Annotated in this window: 9 protein-coding genes; 3 read left to right on the plus strand and 6 right to left on the minus strand. The window is 70.6% G+C overall.

Annotated elements, in window-relative coordinates:
• Positions 1 to 350 precede the first annotated feature (350 nt).
• Positions 351 to 1,967 (plus strand): FAD-dependent monooxygenase, encoded by a 1,617-nt coding sequence (locus tag FB455_RS03455; protein WP_162881568.1) that lies wholly within the window; start codon positions 351 to 353, stop codon positions 1,965 to 1,967.
• A 55-nt stretch (positions 1,968 to 2,022) separates the two neighbouring features.
• Here the strand turns inward: FB455_RS03455 and FB455_RS03460 are convergent, their stop codons facing one another.
• Complete coding sequence (locus FB455_RS03460) at positions 2,023 to 4,230, minus strand: MMPL family transporter (RefSeq protein ID WP_145752124.1); 2,208 nt, start codon at positions 4,228 to 4,230, stop codon at positions 2,023 to 2,025.
• 219 nt (positions 4,231 to 4,449) lie between these two features.
• Here FB455_RS03460 and FB455_RS03465 point away from each other — a divergent pair, with 219 nt between their 5' ends.
• Positions 4,450 to 5,055 (plus strand): TetR/AcrR family transcriptional regulator, encoded by a 606-nt coding sequence (locus tag FB455_RS03465; RefSeq protein WP_091331287.1) that lies wholly within the window; start codon positions 4,450 to 4,452, stop codon positions 5,053 to 5,055.
• Positions 5,056 to 5,132: 77 nt separating this feature from the next.
• On the opposite strand, the gene FB455_RS03470 is transcribed toward FB455_RS03465, so the two are convergent.
• From FB455_RS03470 to FB455_RS03480, 3 genes are all read right to left on the minus strand, one after another.
• Positions 5,133 to 6,827, minus strand: a complete 1,695-nt coding sequence (locus FB455_RS03470; RefSeq protein WP_176739797.1) for an FAD-dependent monooxygenase — start codon at positions 6,825 to 6,827, stop codon at positions 5,133 to 5,135.
• Positions 6,828 to 7,455: 628 nt separating this feature from the next.
• Positions 7,456 to 8,034 carry a TetR/AcrR family transcriptional regulator gene (locus FB455_RS03475; RefSeq protein ID WP_141722618.1) on the minus strand — a complete coding sequence of 193 codons (579 nt, stop codon included), beginning with the start codon at positions 8,032 to 8,034 and terminating at the stop codon, positions 7,456 to 7,458.
• Between the two features lie 1,060 nt (positions 8,035 to 9,094).
• On the minus strand, positions 9,095 to 9,805 hold the full coding sequence (locus tag FB455_RS03480) for an OBAP family protein (RefSeq protein ID WP_091331291.1): 711 nt from the start codon (positions 9,803 to 9,805) through the stop codon (positions 9,095 to 9,097).
• A 450-nt stretch (positions 9,806 to 10,255) separates the two neighbouring features.
• Here FB455_RS03480 and FB455_RS03490 point away from each other — a divergent pair, with 450 nt between their 5' ends.
• Positions 10,256 to 10,942: a ferritin-like domain-containing protein gene (locus tag FB455_RS03490; protein WP_091332239.1), complete on the plus strand. Its 687-nt coding sequence runs from the start codon at positions 10,256 to 10,258 to the stop codon at positions 10,940 to 10,942.
• A 107-nt stretch (positions 10,943 to 11,049) separates the two neighbouring features.
• Here the strand turns inward: FB455_RS03490 and FB455_RS03495 are convergent, their stop codons facing one another.
• Positions 11,050 to 12,429, minus strand: a complete 1,380-nt coding sequence (locus FB455_RS03495) for a HAMP domain-containing sensor histidine kinase (protein ID WP_225319523.1) — start codon at positions 12,427 to 12,429, stop codon at positions 11,050 to 11,052.
• Positions 12,419 to 13,111 carry a response regulator transcription factor gene (locus tag FB455_RS03500; protein ID WP_162881566.1) on the minus strand — a complete coding sequence of 231 codons (693 nt, stop codon included), beginning with the start codon at positions 13,109 to 13,111 and terminating at the stop codon, positions 12,419 to 12,421. Before FB455_RS03500 ends, FB455_RS03495 begins: the two co-directional genes overlap by 11 nt.
• Between the last annotated feature and the right edge of the window lie 833 nt (positions 13,112 to 13,944).

Raw genomic sequence — 13,944 nt, forward strand, 5'->3', positions numbered from 1 at the left:
GGCGCGGCGCCGGGGTCGGACCTTGTCGTCGGCGTTCTCCCAGCGGTATCGCAGCACGCCCCGGACCGCTGCGGTTCCGTCCCAGCCCGGCCCATGGCGGTCGATCGGTGGGGCGGTGGTGAGGTCCCATTTCAGTCCGTGCGCCTGAGTCCCAGGGAAAGTCTCCGAGCCCTGCGTTTTGCCTCCCTGGCCCTGGGAAATGCGCTTGCGCCAACAAGATCTCAGCTGCCAAACCCGGACGCTGATTTCTCGCTACGTCTGCGTTTGGCCAGGGTACGACCCTTGACGACGGACGTCGGGCTGGGTCCACCACGCCGTGGCACCTGTTGTTGACACCTGGGAGGGTCGCGTTGTCGTTCGCACCGGAACACCGGACGCCCGTGGCTGTCAACCCCGATGGCGAGCCGTCCGGGGCGGAGGAGAGGGTAGGTGCCGTTGACGTCGACGTGCTGGTGGTCGGCGCCGGCCCCACCGGTCTGACAGCGGCCTGCGAGGCCATTCGGCACGGGCTGAGCGTCCGGATCGTCGACCGTAAGGCGTACCGCTCGACCTTCTCCAAGGCGCTCGTCGTCCATGCCCGCACGCTCGAGGTGTTCGAGACCATGGGGGTTGCCGAGGCCACCGTGGCCGAAGGGCAACCATTCGCCGCGTTGAACATCCATGCCGGTCGTCGTCCTCGCACGGTGCGCGTCGATCTGATGGAGCTGCCCTGGGGTGACACCGCCTATCCGTACTGGCTGTCCATCCCGCAGTACGCCACAGAGCGGATTCTCGAAGAGCACCTCAACCGGCTGGGCGGGGAGGTGGAGTGGCAGGTCTCGCTCGATGAACTCCATGAGGAAGGGGATCACGTCGAAGCGCGACTGAAGCGGGCCGACGACGGCGAGGACGTGGTGCGCTCGCGGTGGGTGGTTGGCTGTGACGGCGGCCGCAGCCGGGTGCGCGAGCAGGTCGGCCTCCACCTCGACCGGGCAGATGCAAAAGCCACATTCGTCCTGGCCGACGTCAAGACCACCGCAGACGTGATCGAAGACGAAGGTCATGTTTTTCTTGGTCCGGAGGGCCTGCTGCTCATCGTTCCGATGCCCGAGCCGCGCCGGTGGCGCATCATCGCGCACGTACCGACACCGCCGTCGGATACGCCGATCACCATTGACGCCGCCTTCCTCGACGCGCTGATCAGACGGCGATCGGGGATCGAGTTCGGCAGCCACGACGTCGTCTGGCAGTCGCAGTTCAACCTGCGTCACGGCATCGCCGACCACTATCGGCGGGGACGGGTGCTCCTCGCCGGCGATGCCGCGCACGTGCACAGTCCGGTTGGAGGCCAGGGCCTGAACACCGGCGTCCAGGACGCCCACAACCTTCTTTGGAAACTCGGAGTCGCGCGGCGCCGGGAAGTCCTCCGGACGGAGGAACTCCTCGACAGCTATGAGGCAGAACGGCGTCCGGTCGCCCGGGCCATGGTTCGGGGTACCGCGCGGGCGACCGGGGCACTGACCGCCCGCAGCGGCCTCCTCCGAGCGCTGCTCGGTCCCGTCGCCCCCCGGATCCTCTCCCATCCCGCCGTGCAGGCGCGGCTCGGACGGGCGGTCGGAATGCTCGAAATCGCCTATCCGGTTAGCCCGCTGGCCAATCCGGCCATCGCCTCGGCGCGCGCCGGTCGTCGCATGCCCAACCCTGAACTGCGCACCGGCGGACGGCTGTATCAAGAGCTGGACCCCGGCCACTACACGTGGGTCGTGCGGCAGAAGCACGGCGAGGCATTTCCCCATCCTTCCGCCCCGACGTGGGGCGGTCTCCCGGTGGTGTTTCTTGGCGACGGGTCGCTCGTTGACGGCTCGGGGCCGCTGCCGCCGGTGGTCCTGGTCCGGCCCGACCGGTACGTCGCCGGGTCCGGTGACTCAGTCGAGTCGGTCTGGTCGCAACTCGCCGTCCACCCGGAACAGGTGCCCGTGCCCAGATGACCTGTTGGGGCCCGGCCGCGACGCGGCCGGGCCCCAACAGGGGTTGCGGGAAGGATCAGGCAGCGGAACCCGACCCGTTGGCGGCCTCCCGCAGTGCCCGAGGATCGGCTTCACCCCGCGTTTCTGCCAGCTCCGCCGGCGACCCCGCCTGCGCGCCGGCGGATCGCCGACGCTTCCGGCCCGGCATCCACCAGGCGGCCCGGCCGAGGATGGCGAGCAGCGCCGGGGTCAGTACGAGCATGGCGACGAGCGCGTACATCGCGATCGCGGTCGCCAGCCCGAACCCGAACAGGTTGACGGTGCGCTGGTCGTTGAGGACGAAGCTGGCGAAGACCACCACCATCACCGACGCCGCCGCCATGATCACGCGCGAGGTGGCGCCCATGCCGGTGACGATGGAACGCCGTGCGTCACCGGTCCGCTTGTACTCCTCGTGCACTCGGCTGAGCAGGAACACCGCGTAGTCGGTGGAGAGGCCGAAGAGGACGGCGAAGAGCATCACCGGGGCAAACGACTCGACCGGGCCGGGTTGGGAGCCGATGAGTCCGGCGGGCCACCAGCCCCACTGGAAGACCGCCACCACCGGGCCGTACGCGGCGCCGACGGCGAGCAGGTTCATCACGACCGCGACGAGCGGGACCAGCAGGGAGCGGAACTCGACCAGGAGGACCAGGAAGGCCAGGCCGACCACGAGCAGCATGAACCAGAGCATCCGCTCGTCGAGTTTGTCGGCCAGGTCGATGCTGGTGGCCGTCGCGCCGCCCACGTGGGCTTCGGCGCCGTCGGCGGCCCCGGGCAGCACGTCGCTGCGTAGTTGGTGCACCAGGTGTTCGGTGGACTCGTCGTCGGGCGAGCCGGTCGGTACCACGGTCAGCACCGCGGTCCGGCCCTCCGGGTCGATGCGCGGCGGGGACACCTGCGTCACCCCGTCGGTCGCCATCAGGTCGGCGCGCAGTTCGGCGCTGGCCTGCTGGACCTGCTGCGGGGAGGTGCCGGAGGGGTAGTCGACGGTCACCAGCAGCGGGCCCGTCATACCGGGACCAAAGTCCTCGGCCACCAGCTCGTACGCCTTGCGCTGGGTGGACTCCGCCGGCTGGGAGCCACCGTCGCCGGTGCCGAGCCGCAGCGAGGCCAGCGGAAGGGCGAGTACGACGAGGAGCGCGGCGGCCAGCGGTACCGCGAGCCAGCGCCGGCGTTGCACTCCGCGGGCCCAGCGGTGCCAGCCGCTCTCCCGGTCGCTGCCGTGGTCGAAGCGGATGCGCCGGACCCGCAGCCGGTCCAGCTTGCGGCCGAAGATCCCGAGCAGGGCGGGCAGCAGGGTCACCGCGGCGAGCAGCGTGGCCGCGACGGTGACGGCGCTGGCCAGACCGAGCGCGGAGACGAACGGGATGCCGATCAGGTAGAGACTGAGGATCGCGACGATGACGGTGGCGCCGGCGACGAGGACTGCCCGCCCGGCCGTCTTCATCGCCCGCTCGATCGACTCGGCCGGGTCCTGACCCTGCGCAAGTCCTTCTCGGTGGCGGGTGACCACGAGCAGCGCGTAGTCGATGCCGACCCCGAGCCCGATCATGGCGGCGACCACCGGACCGGAGGTGCCGATCGTCACCCAGTTGGTGAGCAGTTCGATCACCGCCAGGCCGAGGCCCAGCGCCATCAGGGCCGTGACGATCGGCACCACCATGGCGAACAGCGACCCGAACGCGACCAGCAGGACGACGACCGCGGCAATCAGCCCGTACACCTCGCTACCCGAGGGGCCGGACTCCGTCTGGACGGCCGGGCCGCCGTACTCGACCTCCAGGCCCTGGTCGCGCAGCGGGTCGAACGATGCCTGCGCCTGCTCGACCGCGCCCTCCGGGATGTCCTTGGCGCGTTCGGTGAACTGCACCGTGGCGATGGCGGTCCGGCCGTCGTCGGAGACCAGGCGCTGGCCGGGCCCGTACGGGGACTGCGCGGCGGCGACGTCGGAGTCGGCGCGTACGTCCGCCAGCGCGCCGTCGACCGCGCGCTGGACCTCGGGCGAGGTCACCCCGCCGTCGCTGTGGATGACCACCTGCATGCCGTCGCCCGACATGTCGGGGAACCGCTCCCGCAGCGTGTCGTACGCCGCCTGCGAGTCGGTGTTCGAAAGCGTCAGGTCGTTCGTGAACGATCCGCCGTACTGGTGGCCGCCTGCTAGCGCGCCGGCCAGCACCACAGCCCAGGTGACCACCACCAGCCAGCGGTGTCGTACCGAAAACCTACCGAGAGCAGCAAGCAAGGCTGAACCTCCTGAACGGGACGGGGGTGCGGCAGACGCCGCACTCCCCGGGAAAGGGATGTCCGAAACAAGACACGTGTCTAAACAAACGATACGCGCGTGTTCGAGTAGTAGTCCCGCCAAGGGGCGACGGCGGAACAGGGACTTGGCTGGCGTAGATTCGTGGTCAGTTGACCGTCAAGGCGTGCTCCGGACCGCGCGACTGGCTTGGAGGATCAGATGGCCGTACGCCCGCCCGGCTTCGGCCCTGTCGGTGCCGACCTGCGCGAACGGGCCCGCGACCAGCTGCTGGACACCGCGCTGCGGCTGTTCGTCGAACGCGGCTACGTCGGCGTACGGGTGGAGGACATCGCCAAGGCGGCCGGCATCTCCCGCGCCACCTTCTACAAGCACTTCTCCGAGCGCGAAGAGATCCTCGCCGAACTGTTCGCCCGGCTGCTCGGCCGGGAGCCCGTGGCCGCGCCGCCGGGACCAGCCGCCGAAGCGCTGCCTCGGATCCGGGAGCTCCTGATCGGCGCCGCGGCCCGGATGGTGACCAACGAGCAGCTCGCCAGATTCGTCTACACCCTTCCCATCCGGCATGCCGCCCTGCTGGGCCAGGGAGCCCGCCCGCCCGTCCTCGAGGTGGTGGACCGAATGATCGAGGAGGGCGCGGCAGCCGGAGCCCTTCGCACCGACATCCCTGCGGCGCTGATCACCGCGCACATCGCGCGGACCTTCGAGGCCGCCATGCGTGACTGGGCCGAGGGTCGAGCGGCGGACGTCGCGCCGCACGTGGCACTCCTGCTCGATCTAGCGTTCGAGGGCGTCGAGGCGGCGCCGTAGCAGACGCGCGGGCACGCCGCTGTCAGAGTTCTGCCAGGGCCAAGCCAGTGGATGGGTGTGGACGAGAATGGTGCCGGTCAGTCGCTCGTGGCTGGCGTACCGGCCGCGACGTCCGGAGCGGGGATCAGCCGGCCGTCCACCTGGGACCAGACGCCCTCCGGGGTGTCCCCGGCTGCGGCGATGTAGCGGTCGGGGCGGACGAGCGCTACTTGCGCCACACCGTCCACGTGATGGAGCAGTGCGTCGTCCGTGACGTGAACCAGCGGCAGGCCGTTCCATCGGGGATGGTTCGGGTCCGGGGTCGTTTCGCCGGCGGCTCCTCGTACCACCCAGGTGTGGCCGGTGCGGTCCAGTCGCTCATAGAGCCGGCCGCAGGCCCGCAGTTCCGGGTTCGGCATGCGCCGGCCGGCGCCGGCTGGGACCGCCGCGGCGGGCACGATCGGGCTGTCGGGGTATGCGATGTCGAGCATGCCGACGTTGCGGCCGAGTCGGGCTTGGACGGCGGAGCGTCGGATGACCGCTGGCGCCATCGCACCCACCACCGTTCGGATCAGACTCCCTCGGGTCGTCAGGATTCGGGTGACCTGGGCGGTGCCCCGGACCATCGCGTGGCCGATCGGACGGCGCTCCGCCTCGTAGCTGTCGAGCAGCCGCTCAGCGGCCTCGGCGTCCATCCGTCGGGCGAGGCCTAGCTTCCAGAGCAGGTTGTGCGCGTCCTGCACCCCGGTGTTGAGGCCCTGCCCGCCGACGGGGCTGTGGACGTGCGCCGCGTCGCCGGCGAGGAACACCCGCCGACGGCGGTAGTGATCGGCAACGCCGTGGCTCAAGTTGAACTGCGACTCCCACACGACGTCGTGGCTGCCGAACTCGATCCCCGAGCGTTCCCGGATCAGCTCATCCAGGAAGGCGGCGTCGATGGTGAGCGGCGCGTCCGCCGGGGGAGTCGGTACGTGGGCGATGATCCGCCAGCGGCGGGGCTCCGGCATCGGCACGATCAGCAGCAGTCCCGCCGGGTGGAGAAAGACGTGTCCCTCGTCCTCGGTCAGGTTCGCGCTGGTCTTGACGTCCGCGAGGACGAACGTGGCACCCGCGTCCGAGCGGTCCAGCCGCAGGCCGACCTGCTCGCGTACCCGGCTGCGTCCGCCATCGGCACCGACCACCCAGCGAGCGCGTACCACCTCGTCTTCGCGGTCCGCGCGGGTCAGCGTCGCTTCGACGTGGTCGGCACGGTCCTGGAGGCGATCGAGGGTGGTCTGCCACTCGACTTCGCCGCCGAGCGCGTTGAGGTGGTCTTCAAGGATGCGTTCCGTCGCGTACTGGGGGATGGACAGCCAGAACGGATAGGCGGTGTCGCCCCAGGGCTGATCGAGCAAGCTGACGCGGACGGCGCGGCGCCGGCGCCCGGCGTGGGTGTTCAGGGCCGCGAACCTGGTGCCTTCGGCGAGGATCTCGTCGGCGATTCCCATCGTCTCGAACACCTCGAGCGTCCGGGCATGGGCCACAAGAGCCTTCGAGAAGGTGGAGCGGTAGGACTTGCTTTCGATGATCCGGACAGTCAGGCCGTGTCGGATCGCTTCGGACGCCGCGGTCAGACCGGTCGGACCGGCGCCGACGACCAGGACGTCAACCTGGGGTTCCACGTCCTGCGCCGGCTGCGGCTGATGCTGCAGAACGATTCGGGTACGGGCCTGCGGGACGTTTGGGATACCGCGTTCGAAAGTCACTTTTTCCTTCCTCCAGGCAGTGGTCGGGGAGGTGACTGCCGGCGGCAACCGTAGCCTAAGTGAGACACAGGAGTCTAGTTTTCTGGAGAGAAGATCATCTCCCCCGGTTTGGACCTCCGAACAGGCGGCTTCCGACCCGCCAAGCCCGATTCGCAAGATCTGAACGGCCGCACCGACCGCGCTCACCACCGCCACGACGGCGACGGCGGCAACGGCCACTCGGCCGGGGCGCCTACCTGCACGAAGGCGCGACACGCCGCTCCCCGCCCGCCGGGCCAAAGGTGGCGGCGACAACCCTGGCGTACCGGCACAGCGCGCGGGCGGGTGTCACTCGAGCGGATCACGGACCCGGAGTACGCCGCGATGGCGTCCTCCAGGCGCTCAAGCAGATCGACGGGTGGCAGGACATGACGCTTACCGGAGCCGCGCAGACGGTACAGGTGTTGGCCTACCCCGCCGGGATCCGGTGGCCGAGCACCGATCGACGGCCAGTGCGAGCAACTATCCTCTGGCCGGAGTTTGACCCGGTCCCACCAGCGGCCCTCTTCATATCTGGGCCGTCGCCCGCGTATCCGGTCGGCCGCACCCTACGGGAGGCAGCGCGCACCGGCCCGACGCTGTTGACAGTGGCCCCCTGCGCTACCGGAAGCGATAACGAAGGCCCTCCTTGCACCCCTCAGGGGTGGGTGCCGACGCCGTCGGTGAGGGTCTCGAAGATCAGATTGGCCACGGTGCGGTGATCGGTACCGCTGGCCAGCGTGCGGACGCCCGCGGCCAGCAGCGCGGCCATCGCCGTAACCACCCACTGGGCCGGCAGTTCGGGGCGGATCAACCCCGCCTTCTGTCCCCGCCGGACCACCTCGTGCAGGGGGGCGAGCACCTCGGCACGCCCCTGCAAAAAGGTGGGATCCAGCTCGGCGCCCTCGACGAGCAGGGCCCGGAAGCGTACGCCGTGCGACGCTAGGGCATCCACGGCGCGGCGGAGCGCGTCGAGGGGATCCCCTTCGTCGAGCCGCGACCCGGCGATCGCCTCGGCGGCGCTGACCAACGCTTCGGCGCGCATCGCCTCCAGCAGGTCCTGTCGGGTGCGGAAATGACGGTAGACCGTTGCGCGAGCGAGGCCGGCGGTCCGCGCGACCTGCGCTATCGAGGCTCCGGGATTCTCCGCGAGGGCCTCGGCGGCCGCGTTCAGCAGGATCCGGCGGTTCCGTTCGGCGTCGCTTCGCGTCATCCCTGGAGAGTCGAGTTCCGGCACGACTCCTTACTAGCAGAGTGTGTCGGTTGCGGCGCCACCCCGCCCCGGCTCGGGCGGGTGTACTCCGCTCTCCGTGCCTTACGACCGCCTTCGCCGGCTCACCAGCACAAACGCCCCTGCCGCCGGATGCATCACGACAGCTACGACAACGAAGACCAGCCAATCGCCGCGCGGACGGCCGGGGAAAGATCGGTCGCCGTACCTGATAACCCTGCCGCCGAGTTGGTGAGGTGCTGGTGCCGCTGCTCATCGCGGCGGCGCACGTGGCCCGACGAAACTCCGGGCGAACGTTGCGCGGCGGATCTGCTGTACGGCACGTAGCAGCGCCCGCCCAGGGCGCGGTGTTGCTGGCCCGGGGCCGCCGGTCCAAAAGCTGCCGCCCGTATCGGACCCCCGGCCGTGTCGAACGGGCCGGGCGGGCAGGCTCCGACCCGTACGCGTTCGCCGCCTGGTACCGGTCCAAGCCGTGGTCAGCGTTCTCGTGACCGTTGTGGGGTCGGACCGGCCATGGGTGCGGTCGCTGTTGTTGACCGCGCCCACGTTGTGGGGCGCGATGGTAATTCTCGTCGCCGCGACCGTGCCGCAGCGGGTGCTGCCCGCCGGGGCTCGACGGGTTCGAATGCATCCGACAGTTGCGTCGCGAGGAAACAGCGCTTTCACCGAGTGCTGGGCGTCCAGTCGACGTGCCCTCGGAAGTGGGTGGTGGAACCTGTTCCAAACCCCGGCAGCCGGCCGGGTGAGGTACCTATCGTGGCGCCCATTGGACACCAAGCGGGGGCGGGGCGGGACCTCTACCGGCGGTTGCGCGGGCTCAACGCGGTCGTCGGTCTGGTGCTCGCTGCCGAGGGCATCTGGATGTGGGCGGCCAGCAACGGCCTGTCTTTGCCGGTGCGATCAGTTTCCCCGCGTGGTGGGCGCGGATCTTGCGCCAACCGCGGCGCCCCGGCTCGTACCGGCTGTCCCGGTGCTTCACTACGGCGCCTTCGGGGCCGACGTCGGGCCAGCTTTGTAGCCACTCCCGCCGGGCGCTCGGAAGAGCGTCCCGCCGGTCCGCTCGCGGCTATCGCCCGGTGCGCCGGTCCACCACCCCGGGAACCGGTGTGCTCTGCGGGAAGGCGCCGTCGAGCAGGGCGACTCCGTCCTGCGGACGGGCGCTGTCGAGCAGCCCGGAGCGGGAGTGCCGTTTGTCGGTCCGGTCCACCCCCATCGCCTGGTTGCGGTGCTGTTCCAGGGCGGGGTCGCACTGACCGTCCCGGTTGAAGGACCACATCAGCATCGGGTCGCCCAGCGGCAGCGCATCACCGGGGCGGGCGTCGAGGCGGCCGGTGTGCCAGGTGTGCCAGGTCTTGCCGTAACTGTTCATCAGCATGGCCATCAGCGCCCGCTCGGCTGGCTCCGGCAGCCCGGGCGCGATGAGTGACCCGCCGAGCACCTCGTAGTTGTGCGGGTGCCAGTAGCGGCGTTCCGCCTCGGGCAGGGTGTCGTGCAGGCGTCCGGAGACGATGTACTCGATGCCGATGAGGTTCGCCTCGGCGGTGTTGCCGTCGAAAAGCACGCACTGCAGGAAGTCGTCGTTGACCTGCCGACAGTAGTGGTGCGCCTCCATCTGCATGGACGGGTCGTCCTTGGCCGGGTGGAACCCGACGACGTACGCGTCGAACCCCTTTAGCGGCGCGGTGTCCTGCAACGCCTTCGACCCGAGCGACAGGCCCTGGTGCCAGAGGCTCGTCGACTCACCGGGGGGTCGTACGGGGCTGGGGGGTCGATCCATGGTTGCTCCCTCGTTCGTCGTCGTCCCGCCGCTGTTCGCCCGTCGGTCCGCACGCCAGGCACCGCCAGGGCGGCGACGGAGGATTTCCCCTCCCGGCGACCGGTCGGACGAAATGGGCGGCTTTCCGATATCGCCGTCCGGGTTGCGCATTCCCTGACAAGGAGTAGGTAGCCCTCCAGAGCGGGATGAAACATGCAGTTCGGGTACAAGCTGTCCGGCGAGGGGGTTCAGGCCCGAGGAAACTGCTCCGCCAGGCCATGCGGGCCGAGGAGGCCGGTTTCGACTTCGTCGAGATGAGCGACCACTTCCATCCCTGGCTCGATGTGCAGGGGCACTCGCCGTTCACCGCCCCGGCGCTGGCGTTCTCCATGTCGCCTCCACACCGTCTCCACGGCAGCCGCACCCCGCGGCGCCACGGTGGTGGTGTCGGCACCGATGAAGGAGGACGAGATGAGAACAACGACCCGCCGGACGGTGATCCTGGTAGCAGCGGGCGCGCTGGGCCTTGGTGGGGTGGCGATCGCCGCGCCGGCGCTGGCCGGCGCCGGGCCCTTCGACCGGCCGGCAGCCACTGCCACGCCGGGTCCAGGCTGGGGCGGTGGCATGGGCTATGGCACCCGCGACGGCGCCACCGGCCCGATGGGCTCGGGCGCGATGGCCCGGGGCGGCAGGTGCGCCGCGTTGTCGGTCACCGCCCAGCAGGGCACGCTCACCGACGCGCAGAAGAGCACCCTGGCCGCGATGGCGCAGGAGGAGAAGCTGGCACACGACCTGTACGGGGCCCTCGGCACCACGTACGACCTGGCGGTCTTCGACCACATCGCCAACTCCGAGGCCCAACACCTGACCACGGTGCGGACCCTGCTGCAGCGCTACGGCGTGGCCGACCCGACCGCGGGCACGACCGACGGGAAGTTCAGCGACCCGGCCGTGCAGGCCACGTACGACAAGCTGCTCGCTGAAGGAAACGCCAGCCAGACGGCCGCCCTCGGAGTCGGCAAGAAGGTCGAGCAGACCGACATCGCCGACCTGAAGGCCGCGCTGACCGGCCTGTCCGCCCCGGATGTCACGCAGGTCTACACCAACCTGCTCGCCGCCTCCGAGCGACACCTGGCCGCGTTCACCCGCTGGACCTGACCCCAACCCCACGACCGCGGCGGTGCCGGCCGAAAGCCGGCACCGCCGTCCGCCGGGGCGCAGGGCCTTCCCGACACACCTTGCCGGCCTCGGTGCTCATCGCCGGGTCAACCAGCGGCGGCCGGATGCCGGGCCGGCAGGCGGATGGTGACGGTGAGCCCGCCGCCCGGGGGTGATTCCAGCGCGACCGCACCGCCATGCGCGGTGATCAGCTCGCGGACGACAGCCAGCCCAATGCCGCTGCCGGCGATGTGCCGGGCGTCCCGGCCGCGCCAGAGCCGTTCGAAAGCGTGGGGAAGTTCCTCTGCCGGGATGCCGGGACCGGTGTCCGCCACGGTGAGCAGCGCCTCGCCGGTCTCGACGCGCGCCCACAGGTCGACCCGGTCGCCTGGGCGGCAGTAGCGGGCGGCGTTGGCCAGCAGGTTCGTGACGGCCTGGTGCAGCCGGTCCGGATCGGCCCGGACCGGGACCGGCCGGTCGAGATCGGGCATGACGGTCAAGCCGGCGGCATCCAGCCGCGGGTGCTGGGCGGCGAGCGCGGCGCGGGCCACGGCGGCCAGATCGGTGTCGACGGGGTGCAGGGACAGCACGGCGGCTTCGGCGGCGGACAGGTCGGCGAGGTCCTCGACGACCCGGCCGAGACGCAGGGTCTGGTCGTGCAGGGCGGCAAGCCGTTGCGGGTCGGCCGGGCGCAGCCCATCCCGCAGTTCCTCCAGGCCGGCCTGCAGGGCGGCCAGCGGGGTGCGCAGTTCGTGGGCCACGTCGGCGGCCAACTGCCGACGGACCCGCTCGGCGCGTACCACCTCCTCGGCCATCGTGTCGAAGGCGCGCGTCACCTCGCCCAGCTCGCCCGGCGCGGACACCGCCGCCCGGGCGGTGTGATCACCGGCCGCGAAGCGACGGGTGGCGGCGGCCAGCGCGACCAACGGCCGGGCCAGCCGGCCGACCACATACGCGCTGACCAGCAGCGCCGCGACAAGTGCGACCAGCGCGGCACCGCCGATCCACGACCAGGCCACGCCGCGGCCGCTGGCCGCCGCAGCGGTGAAGGCCAGCCGCACGGTGCCGACCCGCTGCCCGCCGGCGGTGACCGGCGCCTCCACGACCGTGCCGGTGCTGGTGTGCATGCCGTCCATGGGGCCCATGCCGCGGCCGGGCCACACCATGCCGCCGTCGGGTTGCAGCACCACCAGGCGGGCGCCCGCGCCGTCGGCCAACGCCGCGGCCTGCGCCAACTCCGCGCCGGTCCAGCTCCCGGCCCGGGCGTACGCGGCACCGGCCGCCGCCGCCACCCTTCGCGCGACCTGCTGCCGCTCGGCCTGCTGGGCGCTGGCGAGCCCGCGGTTGGTGGCCACCAGCGCGGCGATGCTGAGCACCGCCACCGAGGAGAGCGCGACCAGCACGAACGCGGCCAGCAGCCGCCGGCCCAGCGGGCCGGACAGGGGCCGCCGCCCCCGGCTGCTCGGCCGCGACAGCTCAGCGGTCACGGGTCCAGCCCAGCCGGTAACCAACGCCCAGGACGGTCTCCACCACGCCGGCGGCGTCCGGGCCGAGCTTGCGGCGCAGGTTCTTCACGTGCGAGTCGATGGTGCGCTCGTACCCGGGAAACTCGTACCCCCGGACCCGGTTGATCAGCTCGTACCGGGAGTACACCCGGCCCGGGGCGGCGGCCAGCGTGGTCAGCAGTCCCCACTCGGTGGGGGTCAGATCCAGCCGATCACCGTCCAGCACCGCCTCGTGGCGCTGCTCGTCCAGCCGCAGCCGGCCACCTCCGAAGCAAGCCGAAGCGACGGAGCCGGCTGTGCCGTGGGTACGGTGCAGCACGGCCTCCACCCGCAACACCAACTCGGTTGGGCTGAACGGCTTGGTGACGTAGTCATCGGCGCCCCGGCGCAACCCGTCGATGCGCTCCTCGACCGTACTGCGCGCGGTCAGCACCACCACCGGCACCTGCGGACCGTCGTGGGCGGCGGCCAGCACCTCCAAGCCGTCCACGTCCGGCAGGCCCAGATCCAGCACGACGAGGTCGACCCCGCCGGCGGCCAGACGGCTCAGCGCTTCCGCACCCGATCCGGTGGTGTGCACGGCGTGCCCGGCCCGTTCCAGGTAGCGGCGTACGACGTCCCGCAACTCCCGATCGTCCTCGACGACCAGCACCGTGTCCGACACAGCCTCACGCTCCCGCCGCCGGCGCGCCCGGGCCAGGGCCGAACGGCCCGCGACGCGCCGTCGGCAGGCCCTGCCGCGGATGAGGTGGCAATCTCCACCGAGCCCTCCACCCCGTGCCGAGCGTTGCCGGACCCGGAGATACCATGAGGCGCTCGCCGAGTAGCGCAGCCGGCCGCCCGAGGAACGCGGTGTCGAAGTTCGGCATCCAGCCGATCCGTGGCGGGCACCCTGCCCAATCAGCCAGTCGCTGCCCTGGATTCGGCAGTCCCTATTACGACCGATCCTTCCGCCGCATTAGCTGCCTCGCTGGCGTGGGAACAGGTAAACAGGATTGGTTTGCGGTAGCCGCCCGATGAGGTGCTCCTGCCCAGCTCAAGCTGTAATGTTACGCATCGTGAAGTGCTAGGCTTAATCGCATGAGCACCTATTTTGTGTCTCGGGTGCTACGCGGAGGTGCTCAATTCCCCCCTCGGACACAAACCGAATCCCAACGGTGCGTGGCAAGATCTACACTTGCCCGCACCGTTTGCGTTTCCGGGTCGTACGACAGGCGCAGCCCAGGCTGCGGTAGACCTCCAGCTTGTGTTCCGGCTCGGCGTTCCACAGGGCGCGCTCACGAGGTCGCCGAATACTTCGACGATGGCGATGATCTCCTCCTGGCTGAAGCCCGGAGCGGTTTCGGCTTTCTCTTCGATTGGCGTGTGCCGGCGTTGTTCAGCACGCTGGCGTCCGGCCTAATACTCCAGCCGGGGATGTTGACCTTGGCTGAGCTGGGGCTTGGTGTGGTGTGTGAACGGGTGCAGCCACCGTCGATCATGGGCGGTTGTGTGGAC

The sequence above is a fragment of the Micromonospora sp. CNZ296 genome (assembly GCF_007827635.1).